Origin of the sequence: Neolewinella litorea, assembly GCF_004803465.1 — a bacterium.
Lineage (GTDB): Bacteria > Bacteroidota > Bacteroidia > Chitinophagales > Saprospiraceae > Neolewinella > Neolewinella litorea.
The window spans coordinates 1-22454 of the sequence record NZ_SRSF01000011.1; the positions used below are offsets into that span (position 1 = coordinate 1).

16 protein-coding genes are annotated in these 22454 nt (G+C 58.8%); 9 read left to right on the top strand and 7 right to left on the bottom strand.

Going from position 1 to position 22454, the window contains the following annotated elements; genetic code table 11:
• On the bottom strand, positions 1 to 239 hold a 239-nt coding region (locus E4021_RS15805), incomplete at its 3' end, for a transposase (protein ID WP_136459663.1).
• An 18-nt stretch (positions 240 to 257) separates the two neighbouring features.
• Here E4021_RS15805 and E4021_RS15810 point away from each other — a divergent pair.
• The 3 genes from E4021_RS15810 (at position 258) to aspS (ending at position 4309) form a co-directional block, all read left to right on the top strand.
• Positions 258 to 722 (top strand): transposase, encoded by a 465-nt coding sequence (locus E4021_RS15810; protein ID WP_136460353.1) that lies wholly within the window; start codon positions 258 to 260, stop codon positions 720 to 722.
• 694 nt (positions 723 to 1416) lie between these two features.
• Positions 1417 to 2406 carry a hypothetical protein gene (locus tag E4021_RS15815; protein ID WP_136460354.1) on the top strand — a complete coding sequence of 330 codons (990 nt, stop codon included), beginning with the start codon at positions 1417 to 1419 and terminating at the stop codon, positions 2404 to 2406.
• 145 nt (positions 2407 to 2551) lie between these two features.
• Complete coding sequence (gene aspS / locus E4021_RS15820; RefSeq protein WP_136460355.1) at positions 2552 to 4309, top strand: aspartate--tRNA ligase; 1758 nt, start codon at positions 2552 to 2554, stop codon at positions 4307 to 4309.
• Between the two features lie 6 nt (positions 4310 to 4315).
• On the opposite strand, the gene E4021_RS15825 is transcribed toward aspS, so the two are convergent.
• On the bottom strand, positions 4316 to 4810 hold the full coding sequence (locus tag E4021_RS15825; protein ID WP_136460356.1) for a hypothetical protein: 495 nt from the start codon (positions 4808 to 4810) through the stop codon (positions 4316 to 4318).
• Positions 4811 to 5888: 1078 nt separating this feature from the next.
• On the opposite strand from E4021_RS15825, the gene E4021_RS15830 reads away from it, so the two are divergent.
• Together E4021_RS15830 and porU2 are read left to right on the top strand one after the other, a co-directional pair.
• The gene (locus tag E4021_RS15830; RefSeq protein WP_168797647.1) at positions 5889 to 7586 is read left to right on the top strand and encodes an ArnT family glycosyltransferase; all 1698 of its coding nucleotides are present in this window, start codon (positions 5889 to 5891) and stop codon (positions 7584 to 7586) included.
• 98 nt (positions 7587 to 7684) lie between these two features.
• The gene (porU2, locus tag E4021_RS15835) at positions 7685 to 12679 is read left to right on the top strand and encodes a putative type IX secretion system sortase PorU2 (RefSeq protein WP_168797648.1); all 4995 of its coding nucleotides are present in this window, start codon (positions 7685 to 7687) and stop codon (positions 12677 to 12679) included.
• Here the strand turns inward: porU2 and E4021_RS15840 are convergent.
• The gene (locus E4021_RS15840; RefSeq protein WP_136460359.1) at positions 12666 to 14405 is read right to left on the bottom strand and encodes a sulfatase-like hydrolase/transferase; all 1740 of its coding nucleotides are present in this window, start codon (positions 14403 to 14405) and stop codon (positions 12666 to 12668) included. The genes porU2 and E4021_RS15840 overlap by 14 nt on opposite strands.
• Before the next feature lie 111 nt (positions 14406 to 14516).
• On the opposite strand from E4021_RS15840, the gene E4021_RS15845 reads away from it, so the two are divergent.
• The 4 genes from E4021_RS15845 to E4021_RS15860 all read left to right on the top strand — a co-directional run bounded on the left by E4021_RS15845 (position 14517) and on the right by E4021_RS15860 (position 18163).
• Positions 14517 to 15146, top strand: a complete 630-nt coding sequence (locus tag E4021_RS15845; protein WP_136460360.1) for a hypothetical protein — start codon at positions 14517 to 14519, stop codon at positions 15144 to 15146.
• Positions 15147 to 15219: 73 nt separating this feature from the next.
• Positions 15220 to 16410, top strand: a complete 1191-nt coding sequence (gene mqnE / locus E4021_RS15850; RefSeq protein WP_136460361.1) for an aminofutalosine synthase MqnE — start codon at positions 15220 to 15222, stop codon at positions 16408 to 16410.
• 350 nt (positions 16411 to 16760) lie between these two features.
• On the top strand, positions 16761 to 17402 hold the full coding sequence (locus tag E4021_RS15855) for a histidine phosphatase family protein (protein WP_136460362.1): 642 nt from the start codon (positions 16761 to 16763) through the stop codon (positions 17400 to 17402).
• Complete coding sequence (locus E4021_RS15860; protein WP_136460363.1) at positions 17396 to 18163, top strand: menaquinone biosynthetic enzyme MqnA/MqnD family protein; 768 nt, start codon at positions 17396 to 17398, stop codon at positions 18161 to 18163. Before E4021_RS15855 ends, E4021_RS15860 begins: the two co-directional genes overlap by 7 nt.
• On the opposite strand, the gene E4021_RS15865 is transcribed toward E4021_RS15860, so the two are convergent.
• From E4021_RS15865 to E4021_RS15880, 4 genes are all read right to left on the bottom strand, one after another.
• A complete protein-coding gene (locus E4021_RS15865; protein ID WP_168797649.1) occupies positions 18160 to 20154 on the bottom strand; it encodes a M56 family metallopeptidase in 1995 nt (664 codons plus the stop codon). The two genes, E4021_RS15860 and E4021_RS15865, sit on opposite strands and share 4 nt — an antisense overlap.
• Positions 20147 to 20563 (bottom strand): BlaI/MecI/CopY family transcriptional regulator, encoded by a 417-nt coding sequence (locus tag E4021_RS15870; RefSeq protein WP_168797650.1) that lies wholly within the window; start codon positions 20561 to 20563, stop codon positions 20147 to 20149. The genes E4021_RS15865 and E4021_RS15870 overlap by 8 nt, the downstream gene beginning before the upstream one ends.
• Before the next feature lie 145 nt (positions 20564 to 20708).
• Positions 20709 to 21758 carry a sensor histidine kinase gene (locus E4021_RS15875; RefSeq protein ID WP_136460365.1) on the bottom strand — a complete coding sequence of 350 codons (1050 nt, stop codon included), beginning with the start codon at positions 21756 to 21758 and terminating at the stop codon, positions 20709 to 20711.
• Between the two features lies 1 nt (position 21759).
• Positions 21760 to 22449, bottom strand: a complete 690-nt coding sequence (locus E4021_RS15880; protein WP_136460366.1) for a response regulator transcription factor — start codon at positions 22447 to 22449, stop codon at positions 21760 to 21762.
• Between the last annotated feature and the right edge of the window lie 5 nt (positions 22450 to 22454).

Here is a 22454-nt window from a genome sequence, read left to right on the forward strand (position 1 = left end):
TCGGCGACCAGTTCCTTCAAACTTCGATTCTCCTTCTCCAGGGACTTGATCTCTCGCAGCCGCTTGACGGTGACGCCGTGGCGGAAGCCGTCCTCACCCATCTCGGAGAACTTCTTGCGCCAAGCGTAGTAGGTGGCCGGGTAGACGTCGTACTTCTCCAGCGTAACCTTGACGCCTTTTTCGGAAGCCTCTTTGATGATCTGCAGCTTGTCTTCGGTAGTGAATTTGCGCTTTGACATGGTGAAAAATTACAGTTTTTGAACTGTAATCCGTTCCGATCAATTAGGGGGGCAATACAGCAGTACCCCAAGATCATCGCCTCCTGGCGCCGCAACTGGGACAACCTGACGCTGATGTTCAACTACAGCCCGCTGATCCGCAAGGTCATCTACACTACGAACGCCATCGAGGCCTTCCACCGACAGCTCAGGCGGGTCACCAAGACCAAGGGGTCGTTCACTTCCGACACGGCGCTGATGAAGCTGCTGTACCTCGTCCAGCGCGACGTCACTGCCAAGTGGAAAAAGCCCATGCACAACTGGAACCGCATCCTCTCTCAGCTGGCCATCCTCTACGATGACCGATTACGCCTGGACCGGGGCTTGGCCAAAGAATACTTCCACTGCAAAAAAAACCAGGTGACACACTTTCTGAAATACTCCCTCAGAAAAGCGGAAAGTCAATGTGGCAACCCGGTAGTATTTTTCACAAACGTTAAATAGAGTGTGAAAAAGGCAATAAAGTAGAAAATCACTTGTGTGCATGAACCTCTCCGGCGTAAATTTGTATTGTAAATAGATCGAGCGTTTTGATGCGTTGGATCACTGACTTAGCTGACTTTTGTTATTTAGGTATTAGTCTACAGATTTTATTCGCTGCTTAATTGAGCCCCATAGCTCGCTCTTTGCCATTGTTTTAATGGTCCAAGAACTTTGATCAGCACGCTCCTACGGGCGCTTCGAGACACACTGAACAACACAATATCCTTGAGCTTTCCTCGACAAGTTATTGTCCCCTGTTTGGTAATAGTGTGCGAACCGCCCCCTAAAGGGTCTTCGTATGGTATTACCTAATGCTGTTTGTATTCAGCGCTGACGTTTTTATGAATACTTTTTCGTATTCGGCTACATAACACTATGAACGTATTACTTGAACAACACAACACACTGTATTTAATTTTCGGCATTACTGATTTTCCGTATTCGGCTACATGACACTTTGAACGTAGCACATGAACAACACAACACACCGTTTTTAATTTTCGGCATTACTGATTTTCCGTATTCGGCTACATGACACTTTGAACGTAGCACATGAACAACACAACACACCGTTTTCCTTTTTTCAAACACCCACCCCGGGAGCCGCTCATCGGCTCCCCCGCGGGTCTTTCCTGAACAACACAAACACAATTACATGCAATTTTTTACCCTCACCGGGCTGCTCCTCGCAGCCTCCCTCCTCTCCTTTGGCCTTTCGGCCCAGGATTACTGCCACTGCGTCGTCGAAAACAAAGGCGGCCAGGTAGTTTACTCGGAAGCTTGCTTCCCCGCAGACCGCAGCCAGAAGCTCTGCGCCCTCACCCTGAAGAACGGCGTTGGCAACGTCGACCTTTATCACCTGGAAGACCTGCGCGATGTTATCATCACCGTCGAAAAGAACGTGAACGCCCGTTTTGAAGGCAGCAGCCTGAGTTCCAGCGGTACGCGCTTCTTATTTCCCGACGGTGGTACGCAAATCAAGATTCGCGACGGCGACAACCACATCAGTGTATCCAGTGAAAACAACGGTAACGGCGCGAACAGTGTAAATGCCTACAACCAGCAGCTGGCCCAGTGCTCCGGGGCGTGTACCCTGCTCCGTCCAACGGAGGCCGCCGTTATGCCCGTCAGCCTTATGCACTGGGAGACCGAGGCGCGCAACGGCACGGTAGAACTTGTCTGGGAAACGGCAGCGGAAGCGGACAACAGCCACTTCCAGATCTCACACAGCACCGATGGTATCGACTTCCGAGCCTTGGGCACGGTAGACGGGCAAGGCACCACCGAATCCGTCAGCAGCTACCGTTTCCGGCACCTTCCTACCAGCCGGGGCGTGAACTACTACCGCCTGGAGCAGTATGACTTCGACGGCACCCGAACGGAACTAGGCGTGCAGTCGGTCAACCTGGCCACCACCGCCGAATCGGCCCTTAGGGTCAGCCCCAATCCTGTCCGTCCGGGCGCCGAAGTGCGGTTTCACTTTCCGGATGCCGCGGGCTCCGAAGTACAGTTGTACGGCCCCGCCGGCCGGCTGATCGGAACCTACCTTTTGGACCGTTCCAATTTCCAACTACCACCGGTTAGTCCCGGAGTTTACACGCTGCGCGCCGGCCAGCACCTGGCCCGCCTCGTGGTGACCCCTTAAAGATCCATCTACCATAATAATTGTGTTTAGTCGAGAGCGCTCCGACCTTCCGGTCGGGCGCTTTCTTTATTGTTGGAAGATCGGCGAGCGCCGGAGCGGCTCCACTACGCGGCAAACAACTACCTTCGCGCCAAAATACCGCACCATGTTTCGCACCCACAATTGCGGAGAACTCCGCCTCAACGACGCCGGCCAGGAAGTGACCCTCAGCGGCTGGGTCCAGGCCGGCCGCGACTTCGGAGGCCTCACCTTCGTGGACCTGCGCGACCGCTACGGCATCACCCAGGTGGTGTTCGACAGCGACGACGATGCGGCCCTGACCGAGCGGGCCCGAAAACTCGGCCGTGAATGGGTTGTCCAGGTCACGGGTACCGTGCGGGAACGCACCAACAAGAACCCCAACCGCCCGACCGGTGACGTCGAGATACTTGCCCGCGACCTGCAGGTGCTCAATAAGTCCAAAGTTCCCCCCTTCACCATCGAAGACGAAAGCGATGGCGGCGACGATCTGCGCATGCGCTACCGCTACCTCGACCTGCGCCGCAGTCCGCTCCAGCGCAACCTGCTGTTCCGCAGCAAACTCGCCCTGGCGGTACGCGCCTACCTGAGCGGTCAGGATTTCATTGAAGTCGAAACGCCAAACCTGATCAAAAGCACCCCGGAGGGCGCCCGCGACTTCGTGGTGCCGAGCCGACTTAACGAAGGTCAGTTTTACGCGCTGCCCCAAAGCCCGCAGACCTTCAAGCAATTGCTGATGGTGGCCGGTTACGACCGTTACTTCCAGATCGTGAAGTGCTTCCGCGACGAAGACCTGCGTGCCGATCGTCAGCCGGAGTTTACCCAGATCGACTGCGAGATGGCTTTTGTTACCCAGGAAGACGTATTGAATACCTTCGAGGGCCTTACCCGCCATCTCTTCCGCGAAGTAAAAAACATCGAACTGGGTGAATTCCCCCGCATGCCTTACGATGAGGCCGTGCGCCGCTACGGTTCCGACAAACCCGATTTGCGCTTCGGTATGGAGCTGATCGACCTGAACGCGGTAGCCCAGGGGCGTGGTTTCCAGGTCTTCGATGCTGCAGAACTGGTGGTGGGCATCCGGGTCCCGGGCAAGGCGGACCTATCCCGCAAACAACTCGACGCGCTTACCGACTGGGTCAAGCGGCCGCAGGTGGGTGCCAAGGGCCTGGTCTACGTCAAGTGCAACGACGACGGCAGCTTTAAATCGAGCGTAGACAAATTTTTCGATCAGGACGCACTGGCCAATTGGGCGCAAAGCGCGGGTGCCGAGAAGGGAGATTTGTTGCTTGTCCTATCGGGTGAGGCCGAAAAAACGCGGACCCAGATGGGTACCCTCCGACTGCACGTCGCGGCGGAATACGATATGATTCCGGCCGGGGAGTTCAAGCCGCTCTGGGTGGTCGATTTCCCGCTGCTGGAGTGGGACGAGGAAAGCAATCGCTTCCACGCCATGCACCATCCCTTTACCAGTCCCAAACGCGAGGAGGTGGAACGGATGCTGACCGGCGACCACGAGACCATGAAATCCTTGAAGGCCGACGCCTACGACCTGGTTATCAACGGGGCGGAAATCGGTGGAGGGTCAGTCCGTATCTACGACCGGGGGCTGCAGGAGAAGAACTTTCAGTTGCTGGGCTTCACGCCGGAGGAGGCGGAAGAGCAGTTCGGCTTCCTCATGGGTGCTTTTGAATACGGAGCCCCACCGCACGCCGGTATTGCTTTCGGCTTCGACCGCCTGTGCGCCGTGATGAATGGCCAGTCGTCGATTCGTGACTTCATTGCATTCCCGAAAAACAATCAGGGACGCGACGTGATGATCGATGCTCCCTCCCGCATCGACACCGATCAACTACGCGAACTGAACCTGAAACTGGATCTGTAAATCCGCCTAGCGGGTGCGACTGACCAACCGGTAAACCGCCCGGAAGGTATCGTCGCGGGCGCCATCCTGGTCCTGGTCCACTACTCCGCTAAGTTCCAGGCGGTCGCCCTCCAGTTCGGGGTAATAGGTGTACGTGATGTTGGGTTCGATAACGAACAGGCTATCGCCCTGTGCCCGCCAGATGCCGTTGGTCACGTTGGCCACCTGCCCCGTCTTGAGCCGGTGCGTACGCCGCAGTTTACCGTCGGGAGTAAAGACCGTACTGGGCGGGTTGACGCCGTACTTGCGGCCCCAGTCCGCCTCCCGGATCCGCTCCACGTAAGCGGTGTCGCCCCCCAGGTAGGTGGCGTAATCGACGTTGTATTCCACGGTTTCCCACGTACCGAGAAGGGCGGACGAAAGTTCGGCATTGTCCGGCTGCTGCGGGTCGGGTTCCGGGTCACCGCAGGCGGTCAGCAGCAAAAGGATAAGAAAGGCTTGAATCGGGGTTTGGTAGGACATAGTCCGCAAATATCCGAAACCGCCCGGAAAACCACCCACCAATCGCTTGACTTATGTAATTACTTCGATTGGGAAGTTTAAGGGAATGGACTTCCACCGGGGGTTCAGCCAAGATCCGGCATCGAAGACCAGGCTCTTTTTGGAGCCACTGGTCATGTTCCCAATTGCCGGGCCACCAATGGAGGTGTTATACTCCAGGAAATTATCTGCCAGGCAGCATTGTAGGTATGTGCCAAAATCAATGGTCACCAAATATATGTATATACATTTAACGTTCGCAATGCAATGTTCCGACATTTAATATTTCTTAAAATTTTATATGTGTCGAGAGAACCTTGCCCGTGAAAATTTCGTATGTTACAATAGATTTGAAAGTGTACTAAAACCCTTACACCAGCTTCCACCCCCCGTTTTCTGCCTTATGTTAGGAAGCGCCCCAGTTTGCCTTTGATATGATCCGGGATGTTCCGGCTCCCCTGTCCTGGGTATTAACTTATAAACCCTATTTCTACCCGAAATAATGCATTTCGATCGGTTCGCGCCGACCGCACGTCACGTCGGTCAATGGCTGGTGACCGCGTGGAATGAATGACCGGGAAATTGATTTGTTGTCTGGAAATATCACCTAAAAGTGTAGCTTATGTTCCTATCCAATTCACCCCCCAGTTGCCCGATCGGGCTACGGGTTCACGGCCTGAGGGCCATCCTGTGGCGCTGGAGGTAAACCGCGGCACATTGCTGCACCACGGTAGTGCCTGTTGCTTTTTCGCGCCGCCGCCCCCTATTGGCAACCCCTGATCTAAGCGACTCCTTTTACGGCATTCTTGTTACGCCTGCTTACCCGCCTGAGGTCAGCACTATGATTAACGCATGGCCAATTGGCCGGCACTATGAACGACTTACTTTCGGAACAAGAAAATACAGTGTCTCTTGTTCGCCTTTACCGTCCTTCTCCCGGCATTCGTCCGGGTGGAGGACTTTGGCATTTTCGGGCAGTGCTCCGCCCCCAGCGGGGCTTTCTCCTACCGTCAACAGGGAGGCCGGGGGCCGGCCACGCGAACGGAAGTACCTTCGCAGGATGCAAGCACTTCCCCGCGACGTCCGGCCCCTTTGGCTCCTGACGGCCTGGCTCCTGCTCAATATGCTGCAGGCCGGCCTCACTCCGCTGGACCCCGATGAGACCTACTACTGGATGTACGCGGGTGACCTGGACTGGGGCTACTTCGATCATCCGCCCGCTGTAGCCCTGCTGGTTTCACTGGGGCGGGACTGGTTGCCCGGTGCATTGGGCTTGCGATTCGGCCACGTTTTGGCCAGTACGGCTGCCTTTGCCGTAGTTTACGAGTTGGCGGGACGACCCCGGGGGGGTGACCTGTGGTTATTGGCCGGACTGCTTTTTGCGCAACCCATGCTGCAGGTGTATGGCTTCATCGCCACCCCCGATGGCCCCCTCCTGCTCTTTACCGCCCTGTATCTGCTGGCTTACCGGAATTTCCTCGACCGCCCCACCCTGGGACAGGGAGCGGTATGGGGGTTGACCATGGCGGGTCTGATGTACAGCAAGTACCACGGGGCGGTGATCATCCTGTTCAGCGTTCTGCCGAATCTGGCCTTCCTCCTGCGCCGCCCTGGCGCGTGGCTGGCCGCCCTCGGTGGTGCCGCGCTATTCCTCCCGCACCTGTACTGGCAATACGTGCACGACTACCCTTCTTTCCGCTATCACCTCAGCGGGCGCGACGACCCCTACCGGTTCAGCTTCACGGTACAGTACATCGCCAACCAACTGCTCATATTCAGCCCGCTGCTGCTCTACCATTACTGGCTGACCTTTCGCCGTGACCACGCGCGCGACGCCTTCGAGCGGGCCTGCCGGTGGCTGATTGCGGGCTTCCTGCTGTTTTTCCTCTATACGACTACGAAGGGGCGGACCGAAGCCCAGTGGACCGCGGCGCTGGCGATTCCCCTCGTGTATCTCACCTTCCGCTTCGTGCAACGCTTTCCAAATTGGCAGTCGGGATTGTGGAGGATGTGCGTCGCGACCGGCCTCCTCCTGGTCGTTGCCCGACTGCTGCTCATGGCCCCCAGAGCGTGGTTGCCCTTTGAAAAACCTTTCGATCACGCCCCGTGGGTGGCCGAGCTCAGCCACCGTGCAGGAGATATGCCGGTGATTTTCGAAGACAGTTACCGCTTGGCATCCCTCTATGAATTCTACAGCGGAGGGAAGCCGGCCTGGACCTTTACCGATGTGGCCTACCGTCCGAATCAGTACGACTTGTGGCAGCGGGATACAAGTTTTCAAGGCGACTCGGTGCTGATCGCCGGTCAGAAAAACTGGAATTGGTTTGGCACCATACCGTTCAAAGCCCAAAAAAGCGACCTGCTTCTCCGGCCAGTGGCAGATTTTCAGGTAGCCCGACTCACGCAACTCCAACCGGCCGAACCCCTGCCCGCGCAACTTGCCACCACAGGTAGCCTGGACCTGGAATTGTATGCCGCCTCCCCGGTCGCGGTGGACTTCGAAACGGACTGGCCGATCCGGCTTTTCGCCATTCTGATGTATCCCGACGGAGAAAGGCTATACTGGCCACTCGAACCCCTTGCGGCTACCGGTCTGCCCGCTGGCCGCGAGGTGCTGCTCTATTCGGGTCAGATGCACCTGCCGCCGAATGCTCCTACCGGATCGGCCCAGATAGCTTTTGGCCTGGCCTACCGTGGAATGCCGCCGCTGCGCGGACAGATCCCTTCCCACTCAATAGAGCTCGTGGTTGGGAAGTAGGACGGTCTTGTGCCGGACAATTTCCTGCCTTCACTTGTATGCCACGGCGCTACGGCGACGTTACCTTTAGTGTTTTCCCTATCCTACCTACGGGCCTGATGCCCGACGAACGCCCCTCTATGCCGCGCACCTTTACGCTTTTCCTCCTGCTCTCCCTGTTTTTTGGTGACCTCATGGCGCAGATCCCGGTCGGTCAGGATACGCTTCACGGCAACGAATGGTACGTACCGGGCCAGCAGTACCTCCGCATCGAGGTCGCGCGCGACGGACTCTATCAAATTGGCCCGGATGCCCTCATCGCGGCCGGATTCCCCGCATCGGAGAGCGAAGGACAGCGCTACCGCCTTTATCACCGCGGAGAGATCGTGCCCCTGGATATTTCGCCGTCCGGACTGGCCTTCTACGGCCGACAGGCACGGGGCGAAATGGACAGCCTTCTCTTCCCGGGGGGTAGCAGCGAACAGTTAAACCCGCGCTACGGTATGTACACCGATACAGCCGCCTATTACCTTACCACCGTTGAATCGGTGGACGGCGCAGATCGGTACGTGCCGGGTGATGGATCGGGTGGACCGGTAGTTACCACCATCCAGCGCACGGCCGAGCGGTTGTTTACCGATGTGCCAAGCAAGTATTTTCAGCGGAGTTCGGGTTCCACCATCCAGTTTTCCCACTACGAACTGGCGGAAGGGTACGGCCAACGCGCGAATAATGACCTACTTTCGAGTAACGGCACTACCTCCTCAACCGTCGATCTGGCACTCCCCGGTGCGGTCGATGGTGCGGCGGAACTTACCCTGCGCTTCGGACTGGCCTTCGGCAACGACCACCGGCAGCGAATCACGGTCAATGGGCAGACCGTCGACAACTTCATTTCCGAGGACTGGAGCGTAAACGAACTGAGCTACCCTTTCTCCCTCTCCGGCAAACAGGCAACGCTCAAAATTGACGGCCTGGCGGGCGACCAAGACAAGGCCAACCTGGCCTACGTCACCGTAACTTACCCCGCCGCGGCCACCCTGGACGGCATCCAGTTGCCCTTCACCCTTCCGGCCGGCGATGCCCTAACCCTCGCATTTACGGGCAATACTTCCACCGCACGCCTGTACGACCTGACAAACGGCCGGGTGTATACCCCCGTCACCGCCGGTCGCTTCAATCTGCCCGCCGCCGCTACCCCGCGGTCGTTTGTGCTGGCCAGTGCTTTTCTTGCTCCGGCCGGCAGCGTACCGCTGGTGCTCAATGATTACCTCCCCCCCGCAGCGACCGACTACCTCATCATCAGCAGCCGACGGCTGGCTGGGCCCGGATTGGACGCCCTGGCCAACTACCGCCGCAGTGGGCTCGGTGGAGCGTACCGCGTTCACGTGGCCTATGTGGAAGACCTTTATGAGGCGTTCGGGTTCGGACTACGGCGCCACCCGCAGGCCATTCGTAACTACCTGGCTGCTGCCATGGAGCGCGCACCAAATCTGCAATACCTTTTCCTTATTGGCAAGGGTCGGGAGTATACCAGTCTGCGCAGTGCCGACAACCTGGCGGCGGCCTGGTCGACCTTTTTCGTTCCCAGTTTCGGGCTTCCGGCCTCCGACAATCTCCTGTCCGCCCCCTTGGGCAGCGTACTGCCCCGCTTGTCTACCGGTCGCCTGGCCGCGATCACTCCGGCGGAAGTGGCCCTCTACGCCCGAAAACTGGAGGATGTAGAGCGGCAGATCACCCTGGCGAACCAGACGGTAGAAGATCTGGACTGGATGAAACAGGCCTTGTTCCTTGGTGGCGGTCAGTCGGCCGGTGAGCAGGCGTCTATCCGGTATAACCTCGGTACCATGGAGCAGATTTTTGAAACCAGCAAATTCGGGGGCAACGTCAACAGTGTCTTTCGTACGAGTAGCGAGCCCATCGAAGACGCGCGAACCGAGACCATTTTCGACCGGATCAACGCCGGCACCTCCATCATCACCTTTTATGGCCATTCCAGCAGTGAAGGGTTCGATTTCAATATCGACAACCCCGACAATTACGAAAACGTCGGCAAGTATCCCTTCATGATGAGCCTGGGGTGCTACAGCGGCGATGCGTTTACGTCGAACCGCAGCATTAGCGAACGATTCATTTTTCTGCCCGACGGCGGGGCCATCACCTTTGCTGCTTCCAAGGGCTTGGGATACATCAGTGCCCTGGGCACGTACGGGCGTAGTGTCTTTCAGCACCTGGGCAACGATCAGTACGGAGAAGGAATCGGCGATGTCCTGCGGGCGGCGATTGCCGATTACGCCGGTACCAACAATTTTACGCTGGGCATTCTGTTGGAACAGTTCTCACTCAGCGGCGACCCAGCCTTCCGTTTTCATCCCCGCCCCGGTCCGGACCTTGTGATCGACCCCGCTTCGGTAAAGTTTGAGCCCACCGTCATCCCGGCCCAGGATTCCAGTTTCTCGGTCAGCCTGCGCGTCATGAACCTGGGTACCCGTCCGGACAATCTCCCGGACAGTGTAACCCTCCGATTTCGGCAGGAGCTCCCCGGCGGTACCCTAGTGGACCTGGGCCTCCGCACCGTTGAAGTTCCCTACTACGAAAACCCCTTGACGATCTCCCTGCCCAATACCGGATTTGACGCGGTAGGCCTCAATCGCCTGCACATAACGGTGGATGCCGGCGACACCATTACGGAATTACCCGCCCCGGCCGCCGAGGTCAATAACAATGTGGTGATCGGTGGTCGCCCCGGAGCCCCCTTCACCGTGGTGGCCAACACCGCAAAAACGGCTTATCCACCCGACTTCGCCGTCATCGGGCCCGGTCAATCCCTGGTAGCCGGATCGTCCGACCCGCTGGCTCCGGAACGCAAATACCGCATTCAGATGGCCCGGGAGTCTGACTTCCGCACCACTGTAGTCGATGATGAGATCACCGCCCCCGGGGGCGTCATCCGGTATACCCCTTCCCTGACTTATACCGATAGTGCGACCTATTATTGGCGGATCAGTCCGGACAGTTCCCAAACCCTCGGCGCGGGTTACCTGTGGAGCGAAAGCAGCTTTACTTACCTGGCCGACCAGGCACCCGAGCAGGTCGGTTTTGCGGTCGCTGATCCCGGTCAATTTATTGAGGGTACAATTGAGAATATCGAATTGGACCCCCGTTCCGCCGACTGGAACTACACCCGCACAGTAAACGACATTGAAATTTTCAATGGCGTTTACGAAAGCCGGGAGATGCCTCGCCTGGTCTGGAACGGAACGCGCTTCAATTCGCCCCATCCTTGGAAGATCAGGACTGGTATCCAGGTCATGGTAGTCGACAGCATCAATAATAGCATTTGGTATCGGGCCGGTGACGGGTCTTACAATACGCCTACGGGTACTGCGACACCCTGGAGTTTTGACACCCGCACGGCCGCGGGACGGCACGGCCTCATCCGCTTTCTGGAGGAATTCGTACAGGACGGACAGTACGTATTCGTCTACAGCGTACAACGCGGGACCGACCTCGAGTACCACAATGAAGACTGGCTCACCGATTCCACGGAAGTAGGGCGCACCATTTACGGCATGCTCGAGGAAGAAGGGGCCGAACAGATCCGTCTCCTGGAAAGCCTGGGGTCCGTCCCGTATACCTTCGGATACCAAAAAGGCTTCGGACCGCTCGCGGAAGCCGTCGCCACTTCCCAGGACGCCCAGACGTACGTGCTCATCCCCATCCAGGAAAACTGGCAACGCGGCAACTATACCGCCCCCCCCATCGGACCGGCCCTGGAGTGGACCGATCTGACCATCAAATTTTCCGATGCAGCCATCGGGCCCGCCGACAGTTCCTATTTCCAATTGATCGGTCAGACGCCCACAGGAGAACGACGCGTACTGCAGGAATACCCCCTCGACATCCGGTCCCAGCGCACCTTCACGGTGGACCTGAGAGCCTACGATGCCCGGGAATATCCCTACATCCTGCCCGCCTTCCAACTGTACGACGAGACGGAACGCACCGTGGCTACCATCGAAAAAATCTTCGCCAACTACCGCCGCCCGGGTGACGTCGCCGTTAGCCCTGCCGTTGCGTACTCCGTTCCCGAGCGCCTCGATCAGGGCCAGGTTGGTAATCTGGAAATCGGCTACGAGAACGTTTCCCCCATTCCCATGGACAGCCTCCTGGTCGAACTGACGGTGGTCGACGAGAGCAACGAAGTGACTACCCTCCGCAAACGCCAGCCCCCGCTGGCCGGCAACGGATCCGGCAAGGCGGTATTCACTCTGCCGACGCAGGATATTGCCTCCCGATTGCGCGTGCAACTCCGCCTCAACCCCGAACGGGACCAACCCGAAGACGTACTCTTCAACAACCTCCTGACCACCGACCTCGGCGTGGAGGTGGATTACGTTGCCCCCGATCTGAAGGTGTACTACGACGGACGGATCATCCGCGACGGCGAATTGGTCAGCGCCAAACCGGAGATCCTCATTCAGCTCCGCGACGAAAATGAATTCCGCCGCCTGGACGATTCGAGCGCCTATACCATTCAGCTTACCGGTCCCGATGGCAACAAAGAAACCATTCGCCTTTCGGATGAACGGGTCGAGTTCGTTCCGGCTCCCGCCGACGGGGCCAACCTTGCCGAAGTGTATTTCCGGCCAGAACTCCTACAGGACGGCGTGTACTCCCTGGTGGTGCAAGCCAGCGATCGTGCCCGCAATCGCGCCGGAGCGCTTGAGTACCAGCAAACGTTCGAAGTAATCAACCAACAATTGATCACCAACGTACTGACCTACCCCAACCCCTTCACCACCCAGACCCGCTTCGTCTACACCCTCACCGGAAGTACCCCACCCGAGGTATTCCGAATTCAGATCATGACGGTTTCCGGCCGGGTGGTTCGCGATATAGACCTGCTTGCCCACGAGAATGTTACGGTCGGCACGCACCGCACAGACTTTACCTGGGACGGAACCGATGAATACGGCGATCTGCTGGCCAACGGCGTTTATCTGTATCGCGTCATCACTTCCGACGGAAACGGAGATAGCCTGGAAGCCTACGACAACGGCACCGATCAGTTCTTCGCCAACGGACTGGGTAAGGTAGTTATCCTCCGATAGGTTCCAGGCGGGTAAGCCGCACCTCTTTGATCCACAAACCGGTCTCCTCGCCGGCCTGGATGGGCGTGGACAGGGTCAATCGCGTACACCCCGCCGGCACCTCCAGCACCCCGACCTCTTGCGTAGCCCACGCTCGCGGGTAGACTTCCTTGCGCGGTACGCGGTCAGCCACCGGTTGCTGCCAGGTCACCGCTATGGGCAACTGAAATGCGAGCCCCTCTCCCCCCTCGGGCCGTATTATTACGTCCTGCGGACCCGGAGCGTCCAGGTGATACTCAACCGTGACCCGGTACCGGCCTGCGCGCCGCGTCAAAACCGGCCAGTAAGCACCATCGATGCCCACATCCACGAAAAAATCATTCGCCCATCCGTTGGGCTCGCTATAGCGGGTACGCCCCAGGGATTCACCCTCGTGTGCCTGCAGTTGTACCGTAGTCGGACCGGCTTCGAGATCGATCGGCGGTGCCACAAGACCGGGGGCACCAACCTCCATCGCTTTCGTGCGGTAACGCTCGGCCATAGCCGGACCGACGTGACCCCGCGCGACGTAGATGTTTTGGGTCTGTCCCGGATCGTCAATCAGGTCGTACAACTCGTGGCTGCCGCTATCGCGGGCGACGTACAGGTACCGCTCTCCCCGCATCGTGCCGGGATAACCGGTGAACCGCGGCCCCTGTCCAAACCCGTAGATAAAGCGGTGGTCCATCTGTCCGCCCTCCAGCAAGGGAAGGAGACTCACCCCGTCCAACGCCTCGGGTATCGGCCGGCCGAGCAGATCCAGCACGGTCGGTAACAGGTCGATGTGGGCGGCGGGGCGGGAGATTACACGACCATTAGCCGGGTGGTGGTCCGGCAGCAGCATGCCAAACGGCACGCGCACCCCGCCCTCATCTACCTGGCCCTTCGTCCCGCGCAATCCCATCCGGAAGCGGTCGCCGTTCGGGCCGTTGTCCGAAGCGAAGATCACCAGGGTATGCTCCAGTTTACCCGCCGCTTCCAGGGCCGTCAGCAACTCCCCTACCCGCTCATCCACCGCTTCGATCATGGCGTAGATACCCGTATTATAGTCGGTCAGCCCCCTTTCCTTGACGCTTTCCCAGTAGCGGTCGGCGACCTGTACTGGCGTATGTGGTGCCTGGTAGGCCAGCATACAGAAGAACGGAGTGCTGGACGAGAGCATGAACTGGGCCGCGGAGTCGGTGAGAATCTGCGTCAGGTCACCACGGAACGGCACCGCCTCATCCTTCTCGTTGCGCAGCTCGCCGGCAAAGTAGTCGTTAAAGTGCCCCAGGGTGAAACCCAAAAATTCCTCAAAGCCCTGAGCGGCGGGGTGGTAAGGGAAGGTGGCACCGTTGTGCCATTTCCCGAACAGGCCGGTACGGTAGCCCGCGCGTTGCAGGTGTTCGGCCAGCGTCACCACGTCGTCGTCCATAGTCTCGAGCCGCCGGGTCACGTAGATCGATCCGGTACGCGGAGGATAGCGTCCACTCAGAAACCCCGCCCGCGTGGGCGCGCATACCGGACTCACGTAAAATCGTTCAAAGCGCACGCCGCGGGTGAGCAGGCGGTCCAGATTGGGCGTGCGGATGCTGTCGTTTCCGTGCAGCGACAGGTCCCCGATCCCCTGGTCGTCGGTCAGGATAAAGAGTACGTTAGGTGGGGCGTTCTGGGCGCGGGCGCAGGTGCCGAGCAAGACGACAAGCAGGCAACACAGGGTGGTTCGCATACGGAAGCAATATGAAGATATTAAGGTAGGGCGGCGCACGCATAGCAACCGCAATTGATTTGTAATGCCATGGCGTATCTTGGGATCGGCCGTGCTTATCCCCTTACGGACATGAACGTATCCTTAATATTCCTCTGTTGTTGTCTCTTCAGCCTGCCCCTCTCGGCGCAGTCGCTGCTGCGTCAACTGGCCGACGAGGTTTGCTCCTGCATGACGACCGGGGAGATCGTCTATCCCCGGTTGCAGGCCGGTCGCTGCATTGAAGACGTTGCCAAAGCCCACCCACGTCGCATACAAGACGAACTGCAGTTGTCGGTCCTGTTGGCCAGCGACCGGCGACGCTTGGGCGAACTCCTGGTCGATCCGCTCGCCGAACACTGCACGGCCCTTCTCGAACTGGGGGAGCCGGAAGCGACCGAGCCAGAATTGAAGTATAGCGACTTTCCCCTCGCCCGTGCGCTCGACTCGCCAGTAGCCGCAAAGCATCCGCGACCCGACCCCCGATCCGTCACCTTGCGTGACGCCCCGACCGTGTACCAGACCGAGGGCGAGCTCCTGGAGGTTGGGCGGGAAGCCGTCATGATCCTTCTGGCATCCGGTCGCGTCATGGCCTTCCGCTATGAGCCCCGGCAACTCCGACGTGCCGCTCCACGCGTGGGGCAGCGCCTGCTCATCATCTACGCCGCTAACTGGACCCGCGATGACCGCCGCGTGACCTTCGAGCTGCTGGAAATGAAATAATCGGGAGATATTAGTTTCAAAAAAAACTGAAAGTTAGGATGGGTGTTGTATTGCCGACTGCAACAATCACCGTATGACTACTCCTTCCCTCACCACCCTTCTCCGCGATTCCCGCCTGGCCCCGCACCTGCGCGCCGCCGCCCTGAAGGTGAAGAACGGTGAGCGGATCACCCCCGAAGAGGGCTTGATGCTGTACGATGAAGCGCCCCTGGGCTACCTCGGCGCCCTGGCTAACCACGTGCGGGAGCAAAAGCACGGCGATCGCACGTACTTCAACCGCAATTTCCACGTGGAGCCGACCAACGTCTGCCTGTATACCTGCTCCTTTTGCAGTTACAGTCGCCGCATCAAAAAGCGTGAGGACGGCTGGGAATACTCTTTGGAAGACATTCTCGACATTGTGAAACAGTACGACGGCAAGCCCGTCACCGAGGTCCACATCGTCGGCGGGGTACTGCCGCAGTACGACGTCCCCTTCTATACCGAGCTGTTCCGCCGGATCAAGGCTCACCGTCCGGAATTGCACGTCAAGGCCCTCACGCCGGTGGAGTACCACTACATATTCAAAAAGGCCAAAATCAGCTACGAGGAGGGTATGCGGCTCATGAAAGAGGCCGGTCTCGACAGCATGCCCGGCGGCGGGGCGGAGATATTCGCTCCCGAGATCCGCGACCAAATTGCCGGCGGAAAATGCTCTGGTGAGCAGTGGCTGCGCATCCACGAAATCTGGCACGAACTGGGAATGCGGTCCAACGCCACCATGCTTTACGGCCACATCGAGGAATACCGTCACCGCGTTGACCACCTGGAGCAATTGCGGGCACTGCAGGACAAGACGGGGGGCTTCCAGACCTTCATCCCGCTGAAGTTCCGCAACGAAAACAACGAACTGAGTCACCTGCCCGAAACCAGCGTGGTGGAAGACCTGCGCAACTACGCCATCGGCCGCATCTACCTCGATAACTTCGACCATGTGAAGGCCTACTGGCCCATGATCGGCCGCACCACCGCCCAACTCAGCCTGGCCTTCGGCGTGGACGACCTCGACGGCACCATCGACGATACCACCCGGATCTACTCCATGGCCGGCGCCGAGGAAAAGCACCCCGCCCTGAGCACCGAAGACCTGGTAAAAATGATCCGCTCAGTCGGGCGCCAACCCATCGAACGCGATACCCTTTACGGCGTGGTGGAAGATTTTACGGACGTGGAGTTTGCCGGCGACAAGGAGTTTCGGGGGTATACTTCTTTGCCGGTGGTTTAGGATTTACGATTGACAATTTAGCATTTACCATATACAATTTACCATTTACTATTTGCGAGGCAGCTCGCTGCGCTCGTGGAGGCGACTGAGTTTTGGAAACCTTGACTCACGAGAAATAGGCAAACGAGCTTCAGCGAGTGGAGACCAAAAATTGAAAATCGAAAACTGTAAATGCGTTCCGGATTGACAATTGAATATGTACAATTTACAATTTGCGGGGCAGCTCGCTACGCTCGTGCGGCTGAGTAAGAATTGAAAACAAAGACGAGCGAGAAAAAGGCAAACGAAACTCAGCGAGCGGAGACCAAAATTGTAAATCGAAAATGGTAAATGGTAAATCAAAAATACCGATGGGAAATCGTAAACTGATCTACATCGTACGCCACGGGGAAACGGACTACAACTTGCGCGGCATCGTGCAGGGGAGCGGCGTCGACTCCAGCCTGAACGAGACGGGTATACTACAGGCAGGTCATTTTTACGAGCAGTACCGGCACGAACCATTTGAGGTGGTCATCACCAGCGGATTGAAACGGACCTGGGAAACGGTGGGGCCCTTCATTGAGGCGGGGTTGCCCTGGGAGAAGCACGAGACCATCAATGAGATGTCGTGGGGAAGTCACGAAGGACAACTCGGCACTCCGGAAAGCATTGCCGAGTACCGCGCCGTGAAGGACGGGTGGGGCGAAGGCCAACTCGACGGCCGCATCGGCGGCGGGGAAAGCGCCCGCGAACTGGGGGAAAGGCTCGAGCGGTTTATCCGCCACCTTGACGAGCGCCGCGAATCCCGTATCCTGGTGTGCAGTCACGGTCGGGCGATGTGCGGATTAGTCACCCTGATGATGGGCCGGCCCCTGCACCGCATGAACGAACTCCAACACAATAACCTCGGCCTTTGGGTTGCCGAACAGCAACAGCCCGGACAGTACGAATTTCATCTGCAAAACGACCGCAGCCACATCCCCGGTCCCCTAAACGTCGAAAGATGGTAAGCCAGACCCACCGATTGGTCGCCGTTAGTTACCTGAACACCAAGCCCCTCCTGTACGGCCTGCTGCGCAACCCGATCAGCGATCACCTGCAGATGGACCTCGCCATTCCCAGTGAATGCGCCCGCCGCCTGGTAGCGGGAGAAGCCGACATCGCGCTGGTGCCCGTGGCCGTCCTGCCCGAATTGCCGCACTACGAGATCATCAGCGATTACTGCATCGGAACCGACGGGGCGGTGGCCACCGTGTGCATCTACGGCGATGTACCATTGGAGGAAATGACCCACCTTTACCTCGATCACCACAGCCGTACTTCCGTGATGCTGGCCCGCCTGCTCCTGGCCGAATACTGGCGGCACGACATCACCTTCCTCGAGGCACGCGACGGGTATATCAACCACATTAATGGCCCTATCGGCGGACTCGTCATTGGCGATCGCAGCATCGGACTGGAAAAGCGGTTCGCCCACGTCTACGACCTCGGATCGGCGTGGAAGGCACATACCGGACTTCCCTTTGTCTTTGCGGCCTGGGTGACGACGCGGACGTTGTCCTCCAAGTTCGTGGCCGATTTCAACGCCGCCCTGCGGGAAGGTCTGGACCATTTGCCGCAGTTGCAGTATCTGCTGCCTTCACCGAGTCCTGATTTCAGCCTGGAGCACTACTTCACCCACCACATCGATTACGACCTGGACGACGGCAAGCGCCGCGCCCTCGATCGTTTCCTGAGTTTCGTTGAAGCCGAGATGGCCGTCAAGGGCTAACCGGGATAGACATGGCGCAGCGCCCGTACCGGAGCAACGGCCCGCTGTACCTCACGGATGATCATCCGGTCGTTGTCCAATAGTCGGGGCGCCAACCGTTCCATCCGAATAGCGCGGCGTACATCAGGGCAGGTGGTCTGAAATGCGAAGGCAACCACGGGGGGAGAAACCTCCGCATGATTCCAGGGTTGCTCCCGCAGTCGGCGGCCTTCGGCGAGGTGCTGCTCCCGTGTTTGGCGGGCGGCCGCTTTTCGCTGGGCGATGGACCGTTCCATTTCGCCCGCCGGGTCGATAGCTGGGGCCAGATAAAGGGCCTCACCGCGAATATCCTGCTCTTCTGATAGCTTTTTCTTGCGGGCTTCCAGTTCCCGCAGGGCATCCCGTAACTGGCGTTCCCGCTCTTCGATGGCCTTCAGGTCGAGTTCATCGATCTTGCGCAGGTAGGGCTGATAGAACTCTATGTCCGGCATTTCCGGCAGCTCGGGCATCGTGAAACTGTCCAGGTCCATGCCCTCCCAGCGGAAACCGAATTCGCCATCTTCTCCCTCGAAGTGGTAGATGCGGGCGAGTTTCCCCTGCAGTGAGTCCATCCGCTCGGCGAGGCCTTGAAAGTCAAAATGGAAGTCGTCGTAGTCCATTTCGTCCAGGTAGAAGCGCGCCCGCATTTCCGGGAAAGAGTCGAGCGGGCCAAAATGCATCGGGGCGCGGAAGGCGCTGTCGTTCCAGACACGCAGGTGGTACGGTCGACTTTCCATACCCAGCAACCGCTCGGCGGTGGCCTCGTGCTCATCGAATTCTTCCGGGGGTATAGCTCGCCCGTCGAGTTCCAGCTCCGTGATCTCGCCATCCTCGACCCGCACACGGGTGGTTTTACCATCCGAAATCTTGGTCACTAGATGATCGCCGGGTGGCAAGGTATCCGGGGCGGCGAGCGCGGGTTTCACGATCGTCAACGCAGGGCCGGGGTCGGCGGCTACGGGTTCGGCATCGGGTGCATAGGCAGCGGTGCTGATGAGGGTAAGGAGGGCCAGCAGGGGCAATAGCAGAAGTTTGTGGTTCATGGTGTACTTAATTTCCTGGTGATCGATGAAGCGGCGAATCCGACCGAGCAGTCCCCCACCCTCCGCGAGGGATAGGGCGGCGGGGGCGACGGGGTGTTCGCTGAAGTAGAGCAGGGCGCGAGCATAGGGCAGGCGACCGGGGCCGTGCCGGAGTACTAGGTCGTCACAGCAGTGCTCGCGCTCCTCCCGTACCCGTGCACTGATCCAGTGAATGGCCGGGTGGTAGTAGAACAGGACCTCTACAAGGCACTGCACCGGGTGCAGCAGGTGGTCGCAGCGCCGCAAATGGGCCAGTTCGTGTAGGATGACCGTCTCGGCCTCTTCGCTGGTAAGCTGGTTAACCAGCGCAACGGGAAAGAGCAGGATCGGCCGGATGTGCCCGACGAGCATCGGCCCGCTGATCCGTTCCGTAAGACCGAGGCGCAGGGTTCCGCGGTAGCCGATACGGTTGGCCAGGCGAGCTACCTCCTGGAAGATGAGCGCGTACTCCCCGGTGGCGGTGATGGGCTGTGCGGTGCCGGCCAGGCGGCGGAGTTGTCCGTACGACCAGCTGAGCCGCACGGCTCCCGCGATCATACTGGCGGCCCAACCAGCAACCAGGGCGGTGAGCCAGAAATCCGCCGACCAGAACAGCCCGGGTTGTGAAACATGCTCAGGAACGGCAACGATAAGCGGCGCGGCGGCGTGTACGTCCTTCCATGGGCCACCGGCCGGTGCCGGTGAATAGTAGTAGCCAAAGGTCACGGCAGAAACCACCACCTGACCAAGCAGCAAGCCTACCCCCAGTAAGTAGCGTATATCCGCCGAGGTACGCGGCCACCGCGACACCCACCACAGGACCAGAGCAAGCAAGGTGGCTTGCCAGAACGAATGCAGGATCGTCAGGCCCGTAGCGTAAAGTGAGGCCGCCGGGAACAGTGGCTCAAGCATGGCGGTCTTCATTTTCCAGTTTCTCGATCAGCCGCTTGATCTCCGCCAATTCCGCGGCAGAGGCATCTCCCTCCCCCAGGGCCCGGAGTACGAGTTGGGTGCGCGACCCCCCGAAGGTGGACTGTACGAAGCGCCGCAGCAGCCCCTGCTGCGTGCGCTCGCGCCCGGCCGCGGCGGTGTATACATGACTGCGTGAGGAGGTGTCCCGGTGCACGAGCCCCTTGTCGGCCATTACCTGCATCAGTTTAAGCGTGGTGGTGTACCCGATCGGCTTGTCGGGCGGCGCCTCGGCCGTTTGCTTATTTCGCAGGCGGCGGTTCAGTCGGTCGTTAACTTCCCGTACCGTCAGCGGTCCGGCGTCCCAGAGTACGCGCAAAATAGAGAGTTCACCATCCGTGGGAGACAACATATACGAAGCGTTTCGTACAAATATATACGAAGCGCTTCGTATTTGCAAGTTTTTCCTGCTCCGGGGGTGTAACCGTTGGACGGTGGGGGTACCGTCCAACGGGTTTGGAGCGGACGGTGCGCCCACCGTCCAACGGTTATCAGGTCTAGGCCTTGGCCAGCGTAATTCCGAAGGTGCTGCCCATCCCCGGCGTGCTGCGGACGTTGATGGTCTGCTGGTGAGCTTCCATGATGTGCTTCACGATAGAAAGTCCGAGACCACTACCCCCTTTCTGCCGGCTGCGGCTTTTGTCTACGCGGTAAAAGCGGTCGAAGACGTGGGGCAGGTGTTTTTCCGGTATCCCAATCCCATTGTCGGCCACTTCGCAGAGGATGTAGGTTTCCATATCGTAAAAGCCGAATCGCGTGGCACCGCCGCTGTTGCCGTACTTGATGGAATTGGATACGAGATTGACCAGCACCTGCCGGATGCTCTCGCGGTCGGCGCTGACCATGAAGCCGCCGTCGGCCCCCGGCTTGAACCCGAGGGTGATGCCCGCCTGGCGGCTCTTGAGGTCGAGTTCCTCAATGACTTCCTGGGCCAGATCCTTGATGTTGAAGGGTTCGGGGTCGAACATGAGGTCGCCGCTCTCCAGTCGGCTGATGGCACTGAGGTCCTCCACGATCGTTTGCAGGCGCTCGACGTTTTTGGCAGCTTTCTTGATGAAAGACTTGGTGATCTTCTTGTCGTCGTAGCCGTGGTCCATCAGGGTATGCAGGTAACCCTGGATGTTGAAGATGGGCGTCTTGAGTTCGTGGCTGATGTCGCCCACGTAGCGGCGACGGTACTCAGCGAACCGCTCGTATTGGTCGAGTTGTTCCTGCTGGTTCTCGGCCCATTCGGCCACTTCCTGCTCCACGTCGTCAATGATAGGCTGGTCGGGGTCGATGCCCTCGCGCTTCATGTCGGTACTGACCTTCTGGCTGTGGATGGTCTTGTAAATGAGCTTGACCTTCCGGTAGATATAGCGGTCCAGCGTGACCAACACGATAAAGTAGCTGATGGCAAATATGGCCGGGCCCATCAGGAGTGGCAGCCACCAGCTGAAAGCCACGGTGGGCAGGGCCAGCACGAGCAGCAAGGCTCCCTCCGCCGCCAGCGAGATGAAGAGCGCCGTGCGGATGGAAATTTCCCGGGGGGTACTGTTCTTGAGCATACTAGAACTCGAACTTGTAACCGATACCCTTTATCGTTTTGATGTAGTGGTCGCCGAGTTTTTCCCGCAGTTTGCGGATGTGCACGTCGATGGTCCGGTTACCTACAATGACGTCCGTACCCCATACTTTGTTGAAGATCTCTTCGCGGCTGAACACCTTGCCGGGCTTGGAGGCCAGCAGGGTTAGCAGGTCAAACTCCTTCTTAGCCAGTTCGATGCGCTCGTCGCCCCGGCGCACCAATATCTGCTCGAGGTCGATCTCCAGGTCGCCGATCAGGATGGAGCTTTCGCTTTCCTCCTCTTCCTGCCGGACGTTGCGCCGGAGCAGGGCCTTGACACGACTGATGAGCACGCGCGGACGGATGGGCTTGGTGATGTAGTCGTCGCCGCCGGTATCGAGGGCGGCAATCTGGCTGTAGTCCTCCTCGCGGGCCGTCAGGAAGGTGATCACGGTATTGTCGAAGGAGCTATCGGCCCGCAACTGCCGGCAGACCTCCACGCCGTCCATGATCGGCATCATGATATCCAGGACGATGAGGTCAGGGCGAAACTCCCGGGCGCGGGCCAGGCCGTCTTCCCCGTTGCCGGCCGTCTCTACCTCGAAGCCTTCCTTGCGGAGGTTGAATTCGAGGATCTCCAAAATATCCGGTTCGTCGTCTACCAGGAGTATCTTCGCCGGGGTACCATTCATTGCGT